Genomic DNA, 18,518 nt, shown 5'->3' with positions numbered 1-18,518 from the left:
ATTATATCACGTATTTCAATTTTCCAAATGATTAAATCCTTTATAAAATGAAATTGTAGGAATATTCATTTAAGTGATATTGGAGGAGAAAAGATGATCAAAAAGGGCTATCATATAGCTGTAGTTGGGGCTACAGGTGCAGTAGGGCAGAAAGTTATTGAACTGTTAGAAAATGAAATGAAGTTTAATATAGTTGAAGTTACATTGCTTTCGTCAAAACGATCCGCTGGTAAGGTAGTACAATTTAAAGGACGAGAGATAATTATACAAGAGGCAAAAATAACTAGTTTTGAAGGTGTTGATATTGCCTTTTTTAGCGCTGGAGGAGAAGTGTCTAGACAATTTGTTAATCACGCAGTCACTAGTGGTGCCATCGTAATTGATAACACAAGTGAATACCGAATGGCGCACGATGTACCGCTCGTTGTTCCAGAAGTAAATGCGCACACTTTAAAGGAGCATAACGGTATCATAGCAGTTCCGAATTGTTCAGCATTACAGATGGTAACGGCTCTTCAGCCAATACGAAAATCATTTGGTATAGAACGAATTATAGTTTCAACGTATCAAGCTGTATCAGGATCTGGAATTCACGCGATTCATGAATTAAAAGAACAGGCTGAGTCTATGCTTACAGGTGAAGAAGTAAAGAGTACTATATTACCAGCGAAAAAAGATAAAAAACATTATCCAATTGCGTTTAATGTACTTCCGCAAGTAGATATATTCACAGATAATGATTTTACATTTGAAGAAGTAAAAATGATTCAAGAAACGAAGAAAATTTTGGAGGACCAAAACTTGAAAATGGCAGCTACTTGTGTGCGTGTTCCGGTCGTATCCGGGCACTCAGAATCGGTTTATATAGAACTTGAAAAAGAAGCGACTGTTGCAGAAATAAGAGAAGTGTTGCTGGATGCACCAGGTGTTGTACTGCAAGATAATCCTAGTGAACAGTTGTACCCAATGCCATTATATGCAGAAGGGAAAATAGATACATTTGTCGGGAGAATTAGAAAAGACCCCGATACACCAAAAGGATTCCATCTTTGGATTGTTTCCGATAATTTATTAAAAGGGGCCGCTTGGAACTCGGTTCAAATTGCAGAAACGTTGGTGGAAGAGGGGATAATATAGTATAGGTAAATTAGGAAACTGTTAATGATTACAGTTTCCTAATTTTTATTTTATAATTGTTTTCTTTATTCCAGCCAAATTTGATTTGAAAGACAGTAAAAAACATCAAGAATGAATAAAATTTATTTGGTATGATATGGATAAATTAGATGTAAGGGGGGATTTAGATGTACCAAGTAAAGGGGTACTTTTCATCATTAAAAGGAAGTCATTATGATATTGGAAAGCAACAAGGGGAGTTTGTGAAAAATCATCCGTATCTCATTCCACAATTTATACAGCAAGAACATTTAGTATCAGATAATTATTGGACAGAATCTAGAAATATATTAAATCAATATTGTCCAGGAATTAATGAAGAAATTGAAGGGTTTTGTGAAGTGTTGAAAATTCCTGCTAGAAATCTGATGTATTATTATCAAACACTATTAAAAGCAGGATGTAGTCATTGTGTCGTATTACCTAAAAAGACAGATTCAAAGCACACATATGTTTTAAGAAATTATGATTTGTCACCAAAAATAGATGATATGCGTTTTTGCTCAACACATGTTGAAGGTGAATATGTGCATAGTGGCTTTTCTACTTTTTATTTCGGTCGAACAGAAGGAGTTAACGAGCATGGGTTATCTGTTACATTTTCAGCATGTGGTCAACCAGTAGGAAATATTGAAGGCTTACGAAAGCCAGTGTTAAGTGGTTTACAATGCTTTGCGGTAATTCGAGTATTATTGGAGAAATGTAAAAATGTGCAGGAGGCGATATCACTAGTTGATGAAGTGCCAATTGCAAGTAATATTAATCTAATTGTAGCAGATCCTTTAGACGCAGCACGTATTGAAATATTTGACGGTTTTAAATCAATAACCACAATTGATGAGGAAAACCAAAATTTTATCGTATCAACAAATCATGCGATTAGTTTATCTGTTCAAAAATTGAATAATAGAAGATTAGAACAATCTACAAACAGATATTACACATTGTATGAACATTTAAATCGAAATGAACAAGTGAGCATGGATTCTTTAAAAGAATTAGTAGAAAGAGAGTATCCTACTGGGCTGACAGTACATAATTATGAAGAATGGTTTGGAACTTTGCATTCTGTCTTATTTGATTTGCATAATCGTACAATGAATATTTGCTTCGGATCTCCACTATTCAACGACTGGTACTCATTGAAAGTTGGAGGAAGTCTTTCATTTTCTCAGGTAAATGTGAAATTTAATAATAAAACGTATACTGACTTTTGGAGAGAAGAATGCTATTAATTGATTCAAGAAGAATAAATGAGATAAAATGGTAATAGTAAGGTGTATATACGAGAGGGATTGCCATTGCTAAAAGTAATGTTACCGATTGTTCTTATCTTATTTGTTGCCGTTTCAATGTATATTACTTATGAAAAAAGAAAAAAGCAGGGGTAAAAGGATTGAAGAGTGCGTTAACTTCAATTTGTTTCTTTACACTAGCAATCTTAAATTTGCTTGCATATTGGTTTAACTTTGGCGGTATTTTTATTTGGTTAATTTCAATTGTTTTATTACTAGTGGGGGCATATTTTACGAAATATATTCCAATATCTAAAAAGGTACATTGAAATTTATTTGAGTTTAAAAGTTATGTTGTATTTTGTTTTGAAAAGAGATTATTCTACTAGAGCGTTGTGAAACGGTTTTATAGGATAATCTCTTTTGTTCGTTTAGCTTTGTAAAGAACGTACTGTTCTTTTTAGTTGTTCAATAAATTCTCGAGTTGCAGCACACATATATTTATCTTTTCTATAAATAAGCCCAATTTCTATTGTTGGGGTAGGATTTTCTATTTTAATTGCTTGAATGTTTTTATTTTGTAAAAAGTCTATATACGGTTTTGGTAACACTGTAATTCCCATTCCTTTTGAAACCATTTGGATTAAAGATTCCATCGTACTAATTTCTAAAATTGGTTTTGGTTTAAAGTTAAATTTTTGACAATGAGATGTAATTAGTTCGGTTAAAAAGAAATTTTTAGGTAAAAGAATTAAAGGGTAGTTCTGTAATTCAGCAATAGATACATGATTACGTTCAGCTAATGGATGATCGGTTGGTACGACTAATGTAAGTTCACTTTTGTATAGAGGGATAGAAATAATCTCCTTATCTTGCACCGGGAGAAATGTAATGCCAATATCTAGTTCGTTTTGTAATAATTTTTCACGAATATTTCCTGTACGAAGCCCTAATACAGAAAGCTCTATATTGGGATATGAATGATTAAAATTTAATATAGCTGGTGGTAGTAAATAATTTACGACGGTTAACAAAGAGCCTATTGTTAAGGAACCTTGCTGTAATCCGTTTAGATCTTGAATTGCAGAACGAGCTTGTTCGACTTCATGAAAAATGGTTTTACTATGTAATAATAAAATCCTTCCTGCATCAGTTAAAGATATTTTTTTACCAATGCGATCGAAAAGCGGCATTCCTACTTCATGTTCTAATGCACGTATTTGCTGACTTAGAGAAGGTTGTGAAATATTTAGTTTCTCAGCTGCTTTTGTGAAATGCAATTCTTTTGAAACAGCTAAAAAATATTCAAGTTGTCTTAATTCGATTGGAATCACCTCAAGTTTAATGATAGGTTATACCTATCATTATTATATAAATAATTGGATTGAACAATGATTTTGTTGAGCTTATAATCACTTTATTAGAGAGGGATTGAAAAGTTTTTGAAGTAAGGATAGATAAGTATCGGAGCAAGGATATTTGAGTGGTTATTACATTTGCTGACCTTTTGTCATTTTAAATGAAAAATAGACAGAGAGTTTGAAAGTATAAATTAATCTATTGAAAAATTGTGGGGTAAGTAAGAGGAGCGATTAAGATGAATAAAGTATATGAGGTACTATCTTTAAATATAGGGTTACCAAAAGAGGTTACATACGGCGGAAAGGTAATTCATACAGGTATAAATAAGAAGCGAGTAAGGGAACCGGTGTTTTTATCCTTTTTAAAATTTAATGGAGATGGGCAAGCGGACTTAGTTCATCATGGTGGAGTAGATAAAGCAGTTTGTGTGTATTCTGGAGAACATTATAGATACTGGGAAAAAGAGTTGAATCAGGCCCTTGTATATGGAGCATTCGGAGAAAATATAACAATTAATTGTCTGTGTGAAGAGGATGTTTGTATTGGTGATACATTTCAAATTGGAGAAGCAATTGTACAAGTAACACAGCCAAGACAACCTTGTTTTAAATTAGCTAAGAAATACAATATTCCAAAGTTACCACTTTATTTTCAAGAAACAGGATATACAGGATTTTATTTTCGTGTATTAAAAGAAGGATGGGTATCACCTGTTGATACGTTAAAGTTAATAAAGTCTGATCCAAAAGGTGTTACAGTAGCATTTGCTAATCGTATTATGCATAAGGAAAAACAAAATATGGAAGGGCTAAAAAGGATCTTAGAAGTACATGCACTTTCTACAAGTTGGAGAAATACATTTGAAAAGCGAATGAGAGGAGAAGAAATTAATACGAGGGAGAGACTAGAAGGAAAAAAATAATAAAAAATATTTTTTTATAAATGGTGCATTTCTATGAGTAAAAACGAAGTAGAAAGCACTATTTTTATATAATAAACTTATTAATATTCAAAAATCTTAATATCGTTTTATTCGACTTATTTTCGAATAGTCAAAACATAAAATTAATTAGACTCTTTTTTTATATTTTATGATAGTATATTGATTGGTAAGACCTATTACATTAAGAGCAGGTTATATAACTAAATCTAATTTGATGGAATTAACGTATGGAGGGACAACATGGGGAATGTTGAAATTTTTGAAAAATTTCTTTTAGAAGAACCGAAAAGAGAGAAGTTATTTCCTTTATTTGAAGAAGTGTTTGGAATTACAATTCAAACATTGAATGATTTTTCAGAAAGAGGTTATTGGGATGATACATACAAAGCTTTATCATTTTTACATGACGATAAAGCGATTGCAAATGTTGCGGTATTTTCGCTACCATTGCTAGTAAATGGTGAAAGAATAAATGCAGCCGGCATTCAAACGGTAATGACTCACCCTGATTTTCGTAGACAAGGACTCATGACACAATTAATAAGTAAAATGATAGAAGAAATTGATAAGAAATGTGAATGTACATTATTATTTACGGAAAAACCTGAACTATATGCATCATTTGGGTTTAAAGTTGTGCAGGAGTATTTGATGACTATTCTATATGATAAAAAGAATAATAATGACTCCTTACTTAGAAAGTTAGATTATTATATGGAAGAGGATAGAAAGTTAATACATGAAACTATTGATAGTAGCCAAAGACTTTCAAATAATTTTTCAACATTAAACTTCAGTCCTTCGTTTTATTTGAATATGTATGATTCGGGATGGAATGAGAAATTGTATTATTCAGAGAAACTAGATGCTCTAATTGTGTATGAAGTAGATAATGAAAAGTTGAAATTATATGGAGTATTTGCACCAGTAATTCCAGTTTTAGATGAAATATGCGGAGAAATCGCTGAAAGATTTACAGAAATCGAATTTTACTTCTCACCAGATCAATTAGGGATTGAGGATGTACAATTTACAGAATTACAGTCTAATAAGTATTTAATGGTTCGAAGTAATAAAGAGTTAGATTTTAAAGGTTATAAATTCCCTGTATTAGCGGAGTTTTAAAGGTTTGTATAAAGGCTTTATTATGGAGGAACTATGAATATATCGTATATACCTAAACATGTTGAGCAGCTCACTATAATGAATGTCCCTGAATATTATAAAATTAATGACAACCGGTCGTTTATTGTCCGTTCGAAAGCAGAAACAGATTTCTGGCTTAAAACACATTATGGTTTTGAAGTAATGAATGGTCATGTATTTTATAATGAAATGATGACAGACTTTCAAGCTGAAGTTCAATTGTGTATGGATCCAAATTCAAAATACGATCAAGCAGGTCTTTTTGTTATGATTTCGGAAAAATGTTGGTTGAAAACTTCATTAGAGTATATTCCAGATGGCCCTTCTCATTTAGGAGCTGTCGTAACGAATAATGGATATTCTGATTGGTCAACACAAGACTTTCCAACAGAATTAGCTACCCAACAACTTCATTTTCGAATTGTTCGTAAACGTGGCAATTATATAATATATGTAAAAAATAGCTGTCAATGGGAACAAATAAGAATTGCTCATTTGATGGAGGATATAGGGAATGCGCCTGTTAAAATAGGTTTTTATACGTGTAGTCCTTCTAAAAACAATGGATTTGAGACTGAGTTTTTAGATTTTACAATTGAAGAGATATAGATTAAAAACCGTATTCTTTCTACTTAAGAATACGGTTTTTCTATTTGCGTAATATAAAGCACATTTATTGACCGGAAAGTCATTAATGCTTATCATTTAATAATGTTAAATATTAATTTGCATAATATAATAGAAATACTGGGAAAATCAAAAATTATATGGCTTAAGTAAGGAGGGTATGAATTATTAAATGGTAATTTCATAGGAAAAAGGAGATTAAGTATGAAATCATTTCGCAAATTATTACATTATTTAAAACCATACATGTTCTTCGCGATTATTGGACCACTATTTATGGTACTTGAGGTTGCGATGGACTTAATTCAACCAACTATTATGCAACATATTATTGATGTTGGGATAGCAAATCGTGATTTGAATTATGTAATAAAAATGGGGCTTCTTATGATAGGAGCTGCAGCACTCGGTTTAGTTGGAGGACTTGGGTGTATGATGTATTCTACAAAAGCAGCTGTTAATTTCGCTACAGACATACGAAAAGATGTATTTGCGAAAGTAGAAACATTTTCTAGTGAAAATCGTGATTCATTTGGAACTGGGAAATTATTAACGATTGTGACAAATGATATTACTTCTATTCAATCGGCGATGACGATGACATTACGTGTACTTGTTCGTGGTCCTTTGTTATTTATCGGAAGTATAATAATTGTTTTTGTAACAGCACGCGAGTTATTTCCTATATTACTTGTAGTTGTTCCAATTTTATTACTTGCGATTATATTCATTGCAAGTAAAGCGAGCGGAACGTTCAAAAAAGTGCAAGAAGCATTAGATAAAGTGAATACAAAGCTACAAGAAAATTTATCTGGAGTACGTGTTATTAAAGCGTATGTAAGACAAAAATATGAAATTACTCAGTTTGGAAATGTTAATACAAATTTAACAAAGATAAATATTCGAGCGGTGCAGCTTATTTCCATAATGATGCCAATCATTATGTTAGTTGTAAGCGGCGGGATTGTCGCAACATTATGGATTGGTGGAGAAAAAGTATTTGATGGAACGCTTCAAGTAGGAGCTATTTTAGCGTTTATAAACTATTTGAATATTATTTTAATGTCACTTATGTCTATAAGTATGGTATTTATGCAAATCGCGCGAGCATTTCCATCTGCGGATCGTGTACAGCAAGTTTTAAATACTGAAGTTGATATTACGACGGAAACAAATGCGGTTGCACCTAAGCAAATCGAGGGACAAATTGACTTTAAAAATGTTAGTTATAGTTACACGAAAAATAATGAATATGTTTTAAAAGATATTTCATTTAACATATGTAAAGGTGAAAAAGTAGGAATTATCGGTTCTACAGGAAGTGGTAAATCTACTTTAGCAAAACTGTTACCGCGTTTATACGATGTTGATCAAGGGGAAGTATGCATTGATGGAATAAATGTTAGAGCATACGATTTACAAAAACTTCGTGCTTCAATCGGGTTTGTACCTCAAAAGGCATTATTGTTTTCAGGTAGCATAGAAGAGAACTTACGTTATGGTAAAGAAGATGCAACGAATGACGAACTGGAAGTAGCGGCTTCATCAGCTTGTGCGACTGAGTTTATTAACAAGTTGGAAGATTCATATCAATATCATTTAACACAAGGTGCGACGAATTTATCAGGTGGACAAAAACAACGTGTATCAATTGCAAGGGCACTTGTGAGAAGGCCATCCATTCTTATATTAGATGATTCTACATCAGCAGTTGATGCGAAATCAGAATCTAACATTCAATCGGCATTAAGAACAGAATATAAAGGAACAACAACATTATTAATTGCCTCTAAAATCTCATCTATAATAGATGCTGATAAAATTCTTGTTTTAGATAACGGTGAATTAGTTGATGATGGTACACATGAAGAATTGTTAGAACGATGTGAGGTATATCAAGAAATCTATCTTTCCCAAGGTGGCAATTTACATAAAGAAGGTGGGAAAGAACATGCGTAATTTTCAAGGGCAATTTGCTAATAAAGGTGGGCGTAACGCGCCTAAAATGGGTGAAGCTAGAAACACTAAAGGAACTGTATTGCGAGTATGGAACTATATGGGGTATCAAAAGGTTGCTCTTACGTTCGTTATATTTTTAGTATTTGTTACGACATTACTTGGGTTATTAGGTCCTTATTTAATGGGAGTAATTATCGATCAATATATTGTACCGAAAGATTTAAGCGGTACGGCGAGAATGTGTTTGTTACTTATCGCGATTTACGGTGTAACAGTATTGTTAACTTGGCTACAAACATTTGTCATGGTTAACGTTGCATTAAAAACAATACAAAAAATACGACAAGATATTTTTGAGAAAATCCAAACGCTTTCTTTACGGTTCTTTGATGTACGTTCTCAAGGGGATTTAATGAGCCGTGTTACAAATGATATAGATAATTTGAATCAAGCGTTGACGCAAAGTGTTGTACAAATTATTTCATCAGCATTAACCTTTATAGGTGTAACGATTGCGATGTTCGCATTAGATTGGATTTTAGCGATTGTTACTTTAATTACAGTACCTATTATGTTTTTCGTTACAAAAAAACTAGTTACTTATAGTGGTAAAAACTTTGCAAAGCGTCAAAAAGATTTAGGAGAATTAAATGGTTTTATTGAAGAAGCTATAACTGGGGCGGATGTTACAACGTTATACGGGAAAGAAAAAGAAACCGTACAAAATTTTAATAAAATTAATGAACAACTCAGAATGTCTGCTACGAAGGCGGATACATTTTCAGCTTTTATTTTTCCAAGTATGAACTTTATAAATAACTTAGGTATGGGGCTTGTAATTGGGACAGGTTCAGTTATGGTTTTAAATGGAATGACAACAGTAGGTGTCATTGCGGCTTTTATTAATTATTCTCGTCAATTCTCAAGACCACTAAGTCAATTCGCAACTTTAATGAATACAATTCAATCGGCAGTTGCTGGTGGAGAACGTGTCTTTGAAATTATGGATGAAGTACCAGAAATTCAAAATAAAAAAGATGCATGCATTGTACAAAATTTACAAGGGCATGTTGCACTCGAGAATGTTTCATTTGGTTATGAGGAAAATAAAACGATTTTAAAAGAAGTGAGTCTTAAGGCACAGCCAGGGGAGACAATTGCTTTAGTTGGTCCAACTGGATCGGGCAAAACAACAATCATTAATTTGCTAACTCGCTTTTACGATATACAGCAAGGGCAAATTCATATCGATGGAAAAGATATAAAAGATTATGATATTAATTCGTTACGAAGTAAAATAGGAGTAGTTTTACAAGATACGTACTTATTTGCTGGGACGATTATGGATAATATTCGTTATGGTCGATTAGATGCTAGTGATGATGAAGTAATCAATGCAGCTAAGGCAGCATCTGCGCATTCTTTTATTAAACATTTACCGAATCAATATGAAACAAAAATTGCTTCAGAAGGATCGAATTTAAGTCAAGGACAAAAACAACTTCTTGCGATTGCACGAGCAATTTTAGCAGATACAGATATATTAATTCTCGACGAAGCAACATCTAATATTGATACGAGAACAGAATTGCAAATTCAAAAAGGACTAAATAATTTAATGAAAGGTCGAACAAGTTTTGTAATTGCTCATCGACTGAAAACGATTGAAAAAGCAGATCAAATCCTTGTTATAAAAGATGGAAGTATTTTGGAAAGAGGGAATCATGAATCTCTTATGGAAGATAGAGGGTTTTACTTTGATCTGTATACGAGTCAGTTTAAAATTTAATAAAAACTTTAATATGGTGCGGTTTCTCCAGGGAGGAGAAACCGCATTTTTATATTTATAAACATTATTATTCAAATAGTTGTTTACTAAATGTTTTAACTGCGTATTCTTGCATCCAAGGTAAAACATGCGTAAAGTTATGAAAAAAACTTTATGACCCAATCTTTTACTTGTAATTTTTGGATGTACAAATTGTTCCGAAAAAGTGTTGCATGAGTATGACGTAAACTATGAAATCGAATTTTTTGTATTTAATAGTGAAATAATTGAACTTTGATTATACAACGGCAGTGGAACAAATAGAGCGAACGAAGACAACCTTAATGAGTGTTTCACGTTATATTTATACGTTTTAATGATTTAATAAATAATACAATTTGAATTTTATTAAAAAAGACACTGTTTCCAGTGCCCCGACTTACTACGAGAGTTTTATGAGGAAACTTAAATAGGTGAATTTAAGTTTCTCTATAATATATGAGACTACAATTAGAAAATCACTTATTTTTTAAAGGAGTTAATGGGTAATTGTACGTGCTAAAATCTTTATTAAAAATATCCTGTACTAATTGGATAGTTTCATGGTCATAAAAACTATCGTATGTTGGGAGGCGTGGGAATAAAGGATCGGTAATATCAGCATCTGCAAAATCACCTCTAAAAATCGCTCTGTTCTTCTGATGATGCCATGATTTGGTTAGTATGTGTAAAGGAGAAGTTTTTAATTGATATGTTTGTTCTAAGTGCGCAATTTCAGTAGAGAAATTTTCAAGGTAGATATACTTTGTAACAAATTCTTCCTCAGCTGGTTCATATTGCTGCATTAAATGTGGATCTACTTGTTCTAAATCTTTCATTTGCGCTTTTAAATAGTAGAGAAAGATTTTAAATGAAATAGGCTTATTACAAAATTCATTACCATAATAAAAATTCCGAATAGGATTCCATGCTGGGTTTTCTATGTAAGGGGGAGCAATTAGTGAAAAGAATGAACTTACAGCTCTTGTATAGGGGTTTCTCACTAATTTATAGGTATCTTTTCCGTTTGTATATAAAGCCGCAGCTAGTTCAATAAAGTAGTCCGAGGAGTTTTTGTATATTTCATTTTCATAATTATGGATGAAGGAATCGTATTTTATGGCTTGTTTAAATAAATTTATTTGATAAAAAAACCAATGTGCAAGAGAAGTACAGCCACTTTTCTGACTCCAAAATAAAATCAAAGGAAAGTTAGAATTAAAGTGAGGAACGCGTCCGTATTTAATAATATTTGCAAAAGACATTAGTTAGCCTCCATTCAGTAATGTCAATTATTTTTAGTTCATGAATAAAGAACCTGGCATATGAACAAGAGAAGAGGAGTAGAATAGATAATTTAATAACAATATAACTTTAAAATGAGAGCGTTATTTTATAGGAATATGAAAAGAGCACACAAAAAATGTGTACTCATAACAATCTAAATTATTTTAAGGACCATGATATATCATCAAGGGCTTTATAAATATAACTATACATGCGGTAAAAGAGATACTTTGGATTGTATTTTTGTTTCCAGTTCATAATAATCACCCCTCATACAAATAGTTTAATTATATAGTTGTTAATTCGAATGTTAAGAAAATCTGATGTGAATTAAGATAAATTTAAACAAAATAGTTATTTTATAACCCAAAATAAAAGAACCCGTTTGTTATAAACGGATTCTTCACACAAGGTCTGCAAGAAATTCAAGGTAACTGGACCAGAGCACCATATAGAATTTCTTTTGATATTAATGTATTCAAAGAAATCTAAAATGTTAATAGTAATTAAACAAAATTCTTATTTTAAAGTTAAAGAGCGCCTTGTAGAGCGCTTCTTATAGCTAATTATGAATGTTTATGTTCAATCTTAGATTTCTTGCTTGGAGGAATAAAATGCTCTTGAACAAAGTTTTGATAGACAATACCGCCAATAATTACAATATAAAACACCGTACAAAAGAAGATTAAAATGTATTTTACTGCCTTGTTCATATTTGTACCGTCCTAAAAGAGAATTATTTAGATTTTAATATGGTATGTAAAAAAAGGTGCATTTATACAAGGGAAGGGTAGCTAGCAAAAGTAAAACAAAATCTTTATTTAAAAACTAAAGAGCGCTTTTTAAAGCGCTCCTTAATAAAAATAAAAAAGAATACCTCATGATACTGTATGTTTTTTAGGAATGTTCGAGATTTAATATAAAAACGCTATTTAAGTAGAAAACATTAAAAAGGACCTGATTAGGGGTGCGGGTCCTTTTAATGGAACAATAGAAGTTTGTAAAATTACCAATATATTACCATAAAAGGTAATTAATTTCCATAACTGAAGTGTTGAGAAATGAAAGAAAACAAAATAAAAAAGAGCACCATGCATAAGTGCTCTTTAAATTAGGAGGTAACACTTTGAGCTGGATGTTTAGGTTAAAAATATATGACGTAGAAAAGAAATAAGACTTAAAATTTATTTTCCACTCCATACAAAAAGAAGCTAGCAAATGCTAACTGTTTGTTGAAAAAAGAATCCAACCCAAGTTATTTACTGACAGAGTTTCAGGAAACAAATGATTAAATTAATCTAACTTTTCAATTACAATTGAAGCATTTACATTTGTTTGTGTTCCACCTGCCAAAGTCTGCAAAGTAACCGCAGCAGCGGAAGTATGATTATTAAGGGTAAGAATATCACCTGCTGCTAAAGTGAGAATTGTTTGCCCATTGTTTTGTTGAGTACCCGCACCTGATCCATAAATGGAGTTGGTAACGGGAGCCCCATTTAAAAAGAGGGCAAATTGATTAGGTTCAACTCCTGATACAGAAAAAGAAATTTTATAATCTCCAGCATTAATAACTGTCATCTGAGAAGTTCCAAGAGTATGAGTAAAACCGGATGTGATTCTACCGTGTGAATTAAAAAGAATAGGTGCTTCTAAGGCAACAACTTGAGCTGCTGTATTGAAAACATAAGCATACTGAGATAAACCAGATACTGTAAGACCGGCAGGCCCAGTAGGTCCGGTAGCTCCAGCGGTTCCTGGTAATCCAGTAGGCCCAGGAATGCCTTGGATACCTTGAAGCCCAGTTGGTCCAGTCGGGCCGATAGGTCCAATAAGTCCTGGATTACCTTGAATACCTTGGATACCCTGAATTCCAGTCGCCCCAGTTATTCCAGTGGGTCCAATAGGACCAATAGGCCCTGGATTACCTTGAATCCCCTGAATCCCTTGACTTCCTTGAGGTCCAGTGGGGCCAGGAATGCCTTGGATGCCTTGGATACCTTGAAGTCCGGTTGGTCCTGGTGACCCAGTTGGTCCAGTGGGACCAGTCACTCCGGTTGGTCCTGGTGGTCCCCCGGAAGGTCCAGTCGGGCCCGTTGGTCCTGGCGGTCCCCCGGAAGGGCCGATAGGTCCAATAGCTCCAGAAGGTCCAGTTGGACCTACAGAACCAGGAATGCCAGGAATCCCTTGAGGGCCGGTCGGGCCAGGAATCCCTTGAATGCCAGGAATGCCAGGAATCCCTTGAATGCCTTGAATCCCTTGAATTCCAGTGACCCCTGTTATTCCAGTGGGTCCAATAGGACCTTGAATGCCAGGAATGCCTTGGATGCCTTGGATACCTTGAATTCCAGAAGGTCCAGTTGGACCAATAGATCCAGAAATCCCAGGAATCCCTTGAGGTCCAGAAATCCCTTGAGGACCAGTAGGTCCCGGGTTACCTTGAATTCCAGTAGGTCCGGTAGGCCCCCGAGGTCCACCTGAAGGTCCAGTAGCTCCAGTAGGTCCCGAAGGTCCAGTAGACCCGATTTGAGGCAAAGGAAAGGCGCATGGAAATGGGATGTGACATTTCTTTTTAAATTTACTCATTTTTACACCTCCGTTATAAATAACTAGCCAATTTTTATTTATACTTTAACAACTTATGAGCAAGCAGACATACGGGTGTAAGGAAAAACCATAAAAATCACATGAAAGGTTTTAAGAGCAAGTCTCTATTTCACATTCCATACCAAAAAGAGCACCATATATAAGTGCTCTTCTGACCAAGACCTATTGTAAACCTATGACTTGTGAGTGTTCTCGAAATTAATATATGATTCAACAATTATTCAGTGCAGGGGATATTAAAAAGAGCGCTTCGGAAAGCGCCCTTCTGTAGCGACTATCCACCCTAAAAAGAATGCAATATATCATCTGAAGTTACGTTTGTTTAATTGAGTGTTTTTTGTATAAAAATTTCATTTTGTAGAAAAGGGGAATGGATATGAGATTCATAGGAATAGTAGCAAATATGTTTAATGAGGAAGATCGTTACTTTAATGCAATTCAAGGACCATTGAATGTAGGTGAAAAGTATGAGGTTGGTGTGATTATTAATAAAGCTGTTTTCGGGGCAGTTGATGGTGTGTTTGTGGAGATACAAGAGTATTGCGGAAATATTGAAGGTGTTTATCTGTTCTCGCGATACAGCGTTTCAAAGAGAATGTTTGTCATCACTGAAATGGTAACTGGTAAAATCGTTTCTCATTCACCAGTTAGTTCAAATAGAGCATTTCTTAAAGCGCAATATATGGTGCGTAAAAATATTGAGAAATTGTATAAGAGTTTGGAAATCCACAAAAAGAGATGTTATGTGAATGTGTTGATTGAAGACATACCGGAGCATTTAAGAGAGAAAGTGATTGAGAATTGTAAACGGAAAGTTGAAACGGAGATGGTACAAGATGTATAGCTCAATAAAAGGTGCTTATTGGGACACTTTAGATAAAATAGCCCGTAAAGAAGATGATAAGGTGTTAATTAAACTTATGAGAGATGTAGAAAATGCTGTTGATGATGAATTTCTCAAGCAAATTGAAGAAGGAACATTATTTGGAGGATTACAGAATAAAAGAGCAGCTAGCAAAAGCTAACTGCCCGGCTGGTTCTCCAAGGGGGAACAAGGAGAAAGTAACTTAATGGGTTGTCTACAGTATTGACGGAATATTGAGTTTTATTCAGGGCTGATTCCAAAAAAGTGACATACCGCCAAAATATAAAATTATTAAAAGGACAATTACTATGAAAGCAATTAAAGAAACTTTCTTCCAGGAATTTTTCATTAGTAGACCTCCTTTATGAAGAATATTAACACTTTATAAGGAACTGAACAAAATAATCCTTTGAAAAGAAAGTGAGGTTAAAAGAATGGAGGGTAACGTAAAGCTTTTAGGTGATGATGGAATGTTAGGGATGGAGTTCAAGGAAAGAACGATCTGTGTTTATAACACAGAAGACGATGTAATGGGGGCATTAACGTCACTAAAAATAACAGCTAACTTCATCTTACAATCTGATGGTCTAACATATTTTATCTCTGAACCAACTTCAGATGCGCAACTTAAAGGAATGACGGATTACCTTGATCGTAAAGGCTGTTGGTATGAAGTTAAGTAACGATTTTAGTTTAGTGGAACAGAATATTTAAAAATCAATAGTCAAAAAAGAGGATTACTTATAATGAGTAATCCTCTTTTTATTTTATCTCGTATGAATAAGAGTAGATATAGAAGATTACCGCCTTAAAATTAAATAAGTAATGCATGTAAGGGGGAGATTCATTGGGCATCTTAGCAATATTTTTAAAACATACTTTTAAAAAGAAAAGAAATTTAGAACTTGAATTTAATTGATTACAATTGAAATAGCACTGAAAACTAATAAAACAGCCATAATGATGTTAAATGATTTCGTATGCTTTAATAAAAGCTTTTGGAACATGGAACCAAATAAGCTCCAACTAAATGTACTCATTAACCCGACTACACCTAGAAATAATGAGAAAAGTAGAAAACTTGAATATGAATTATAGTAAGGGAGAATAAAAGTTGACACTACCGTCAGCCCGAATAGTATCCCTTTAGGATTAACAAATTGAAGAAAAATCCCCACTGTGAATAAGTTTTTATTATGTTTTTCATCGGGATCGGTACTAGTTTTACTAGTGAGTATTTTAAAAGCTAAATATAGCATATATGCTACACCTAAAATTTTTAAAGGGAATTCTATTATGGGTAGGATATTAATTAGTACAATATTAAAGAAGCTACATAAGGAAGTGAGGATGAAAAACCCGAAAGCTACTCCAAAACAAAATTGCATACTCCTTTTTAAACCGTGTTGATTGGCGTATGTCATAGCTAAAAAATTGTTAGGTCCGGGTGTGAAGCTACTTATAAAAACAAATAACAAAAAAGAAAATATAGGCATTTTAATACCCCCTAATTATTTAGTGTGTGTTATAATGACCGAAAAGAACAATATAACGTGTGCTTTTTATTATACATAACGGTCGTTATATTGTATATAGTGTAGGGGTGTTTCTTATGGAAGAAATTCAACTTATTTTAGCAAAAAATTTAAAAACAATACGTGAAAAAGAGAAAATGAGTTTAGAAAAGGTCTCTCAATTAACAGGTGTGAGTAAAACGATGATTGGACAAATTGAACGAGGAGAGTCAAGTCCAACATTAACAACGATATGGAAAATCGCTAATGGTTTGAAAGTGTCTTTTACTTCTTTAATCAATAATCCGCAACCAGATACGAAAGTTGTTTTACGAAATGATGTACAAGTATTATCAGAAGACAATGGGAGATATAAAGTGTATCCTTCCTTTCCTTTTCAAGATGATAGGAACTTTGAAATCTATACGGTTGAAATTGAAACAGAAGGAAAATTAAGTTCGGAAGGCCATAAAGAAGGGACCGAAGAATTTATAACGGTGTTTGAAGGGAAATTGATAATTGAAATAAATGATTGTCAATATACATTAAATAGCGGAGATGCAATTCGCTTTAAGGCGGATAGACCGCACTCTTATCATAATTCCGGAAGTACGCTAACTCGGTTAAGTATGACCATTTATTATCCAGCTGCATAAACTTATAATTATTTTAAGAGTATAAAGAAATGTGTGTTGATAAACCATCTATAAGAGATGGTTTTATTTTATTAATTCATAAAAAAAGACACTCGTTTGAGTGTCAACATAGTATTGCTCTCGCGTATAGGATTGGAGTATGTTTCTCAAATACGTTTTGAGATGGTTCGCATTTGGGAAACTGTCTTCTTATTCAATGTAACATTGGCAGGGAGAAGTGTAAATTGATAATGTATATACGGAAAATTTAGTATAGATGGTTACTACTATGAATATAGTACAAATTGTTTTTATTGCTTAATCACTGTCGTGAAATTATTGAAATATTATTAGCTTTAGGAATGACGTAATAGTTACTACTTTAGCAGCTAAGAATGTTTATTATAAAAAAGAATGAATCATTTATTAATCGATTCGTATAATTGTTAAAGAGGCACCTGTTGAACCACCTCCAACTAAATTAACTATGGATAATACGCCGAATATTTGAAGGGAAATTGTATTACCAGCAATTAAATTGGTTATTAAATTATTATTATAGTTTGAAGTTGATATTGCGGGTGAAAAAATAGATCCGGGAAGTGGAGTCGAAGAGTTTAATAGTAGCCTTGTACCAGCAAGTAGAGAAGTTGTTGTATTAATTTGATAGGTTAAATAATATCTTCCAGTAACAGGAATTGTATATATATCATTTGTAGCGTTCACTGTAAAATTACCGAGACTTTGGTTATTAGAAAGTGGAATATTAGTTCCACCTAATATGACTGAAATGGGACCACCTAATGTATTATTAGCGAACATAGAGTTTGTTGTAATAATGGTTCCAGTAATGCCTGTAGGACCGGTATTACCTGTGGGCCCAGTAGGACCTGTCAGTCTGTATGGAAGAATAATTTCAAGAGCCAGTGATAATAGTTCTTTTTTCATTTTTTCATTCTTATCTTGAATATAAATCACCTCATTTTTAAATTAGAACGTAACCGATTTAGTATTTTGAAATGGAACTATCATTTTATTATATTAATACTACTAGTTATAGCAACGGTAAAAAGTTTACTATATGTAAAAATCATTTGAGAATGAAAAAAGTAGTTATGAAATTTTTCTAAAATGATAAATGTATTATTTTGTTAAGTAGTAAACAAAAATGTGGAACGAGGTATTAAAGTGAAGCGAGATAATAAATTATCAATAAATAAAGCTATGATAGAACCTGAAAACATTGGACCTACGTTTCCAGTTCTTCCCCCAATTTATATTCCAACGGGCCCAACTGGTTTAACGGGAATGACCGGTTCGACGGGTCCAACTGGTTTAACAGGATCACCGGGAGTAAC

17 protein-coding genes and 2 pseudogenes are annotated in these 18,518 nt (G+C 33.1%); 13 read left to right on the top strand and 6 right to left on the bottom strand.

The features are described from left to right. Positions 1–93: 93 nt before the first annotated feature. From DN392_RS26275 to DN392_RS26265, 3 genes and pseudogenes are all read left to right on the top strand, one after another. A complete protein-coding gene (locus DN392_RS26275) occupies positions 94–1,137 on the top strand; it encodes an aspartate-semialdehyde dehydrogenase (RefSeq protein ID WP_000591693.1) in 1,044 nt (347 codons plus the stop codon). Between the two features lie 167 nt (positions 1,138–1,304). Continuing rightward, complete coding sequence (locus tag DN392_RS26270) at positions 1,305–2,411, top strand: C45 family autoproteolytic acyltransferase/hydrolase (RefSeq protein WP_000285206.1); 1,107 nt, start codon at positions 1,305–1,307, stop codon at positions 2,409–2,411. A gap of 66 nt (positions 2,412–2,477) precedes the next feature. Continuing rightward, a pseudogene (locus tag DN392_RS26265) lies at positions 2,478–2,740 on the top strand (hypothetical protein). A gap of 102 nt (positions 2,741–2,842) precedes the next feature. Here the strand turns inward: DN392_RS26265 and DN392_RS26260 are convergent. Continuing rightward, entirely contained in the window at positions 2,843–3,745 is a 903-nt protein-coding gene (locus DN392_RS26260) for a LysR family transcriptional regulator (RefSeq protein ID WP_000612230.1), read from the bottom strand. Positions 3,746–4,008: 263 nt separating this feature from the next. Between DN392_RS26260 and DN392_RS26255 the strand changes: the two genes are divergently transcribed. The 5 genes from DN392_RS26255 (at position 4,009) to DN392_RS26235 (ending at position 10,237) form a co-directional block, all read left to right on the top strand. Next, on the top strand, positions 4,009–4,695 hold the full coding sequence (locus tag DN392_RS26255; protein ID WP_071742593.1) for an MOSC domain-containing protein: 687 nt from the start codon (positions 4,009–4,011) through the stop codon (positions 4,693–4,695). A 261-nt stretch (positions 4,696–4,956) separates the two neighbouring features. Then, positions 4,957–5,841 (top strand): GNAT family N-acetyltransferase, encoded by an 885-nt coding sequence (locus tag DN392_RS26250; protein WP_000528652.1) that lies wholly within the window; start codon positions 4,957–4,959, stop codon positions 5,839–5,841. Between the two features lie 33 nt (positions 5,842–5,874). Next, a complete protein-coding gene (locus DN392_RS26245) occupies positions 5,875–6,471 on the top strand; it encodes a DUF1349 domain-containing protein (RefSeq protein WP_061672982.1) in 597 nt (198 codons plus the stop codon). 222 nt (positions 6,472–6,693) lie between these two features. Further along, positions 6,694–8,448, top strand: coding sequence for an ABC transporter ATP-binding protein (locus tag DN392_RS26240; protein ID WP_048566426.1), 1,755 nt, complete (start codon positions 6,694–6,696; stop codon positions 8,446–8,448). Continuing rightward, positions 8,441–10,237 carry an ABC transporter ATP-binding protein gene (locus DN392_RS26235; protein ID WP_064449125.1) on the top strand — a complete coding sequence of 599 codons (1,797 nt, stop codon included), beginning with the start codon at positions 8,441–8,443 and terminating at the stop codon, positions 10,235–10,237. Before DN392_RS26240 ends, DN392_RS26235 begins: the two co-directional genes overlap by 8 nt. 497 nt (positions 10,238–10,734) lie before the next feature. On the opposite strand, the gene DN392_RS26230 is transcribed toward DN392_RS26235, so the two are convergent. The 3 genes from DN392_RS26230 to DN392_RS26225 form a co-directional block, all read right to left on the bottom strand. Further along, positions 10,735–11,520: a sulfotransferase family 2 domain-containing protein gene (locus DN392_RS26230; RefSeq protein WP_088321634.1), complete on the bottom strand. Its 786-nt coding sequence runs from the start codon at positions 11,518–11,520 to the stop codon at positions 10,735–10,737. A gap of 588 nt (positions 11,521–12,108) precedes the next feature. Further along, complete coding sequence (locus DN392_RS30540) at positions 12,109–12,255, bottom strand: hypothetical protein (protein ID WP_001030513.1); 147 nt, start codon at positions 12,253–12,255, stop codon at positions 12,109–12,111. Positions 12,256–12,835: 580 nt separating this feature from the next. Beyond that, positions 12,836–14,125, bottom strand: a complete 1,290-nt coding sequence (locus DN392_RS26225; protein WP_064056590.1) for a BclA C-terminal domain-containing protein — start codon at positions 14,123–14,125, stop codon at positions 12,836–12,838. A gap of 397 nt (positions 14,126–14,522) precedes the next feature. On the opposite strand from DN392_RS26225, the gene DN392_RS26220 reads away from it, so the two are divergent. The 3 genes and pseudogenes from DN392_RS26220 to DN392_RS30535 form a co-directional block, all read left to right on the top strand. Next, positions 14,523–14,990 (top strand): hypothetical protein, encoded by a 468-nt coding sequence (locus DN392_RS26220; RefSeq protein WP_001210994.1) that lies wholly within the window; start codon positions 14,523–14,525, stop codon positions 14,988–14,990. Continuing rightward, positions 14,983–15,171, top strand: a complete 189-nt coding sequence (locus DN392_RS26215; RefSeq protein ID WP_000287392.1) for a hypothetical protein — start codon at positions 14,983–14,985, stop codon at positions 15,169–15,171. Before DN392_RS26220 ends, DN392_RS26215 begins: the two co-directional genes overlap by 8 nt. Before the next feature lie 364 nt (positions 15,172–15,535). After that, positions 15,536–15,694 (top strand): annotated as a pseudogene (locus tag DN392_RS30535) (N-acetylmuramoyl-L-alanine amidase C-terminal domain-containing protein); the annotation flags it as partial. Between the two features lie 228 nt (positions 15,695–15,922). Here DN392_RS30535 and DN392_RS26205 read toward each other — a convergent pair. After that, a complete protein-coding gene (locus DN392_RS26205; protein WP_001121296.1) occupies positions 15,923–16,507 on the bottom strand; it encodes a LysE family transporter in 585 nt (194 codons plus the stop codon). Between the two features lie 59 nt (positions 16,508–16,566). Here DN392_RS26205 and DN392_RS26200 point away from each other — a divergent pair, with 59 nt between their 5' ends. Continuing rightward, positions 16,567–17,181: a helix-turn-helix domain-containing protein gene (locus tag DN392_RS26200; RefSeq protein WP_074651067.1), complete on the top strand. Its 615-nt coding sequence runs from the start codon at positions 16,567–16,569 to the stop codon at positions 17,179–17,181. A gap of 405 nt (positions 17,182–17,586) precedes the next feature. Here the strand turns inward: DN392_RS26200 and DN392_RS26195 are convergent, their stop codons facing one another. Next, entirely contained in the window at positions 17,587–18,138 is a 552-nt protein-coding gene (locus DN392_RS26195) for a BclA C-terminal domain-containing protein (RefSeq protein WP_088321632.1), read from the bottom strand. 210 nt (positions 18,139–18,348) lie between these two features. Here DN392_RS26195 and DN392_RS26190 point away from each other — a divergent pair. After that, the coding region (locus DN392_RS26190; protein ID WP_149238115.1) for an exosporium leader peptide-containing protein at positions 18,349–18,518 on the top strand (170 nt) is incomplete at its 3' end.

It is taken from the genome of Bacillus sp. BB51/4, from assembly GCF_008368845.1.
Lineage (GTDB): Bacteria > Bacillota > Bacilli > Bacillales > Bacillaceae_G > Bacillus_A > Bacillus_A wiedmannii.
This window is presented reverse-complemented; position numbering and strand designations above follow the sequence as displayed.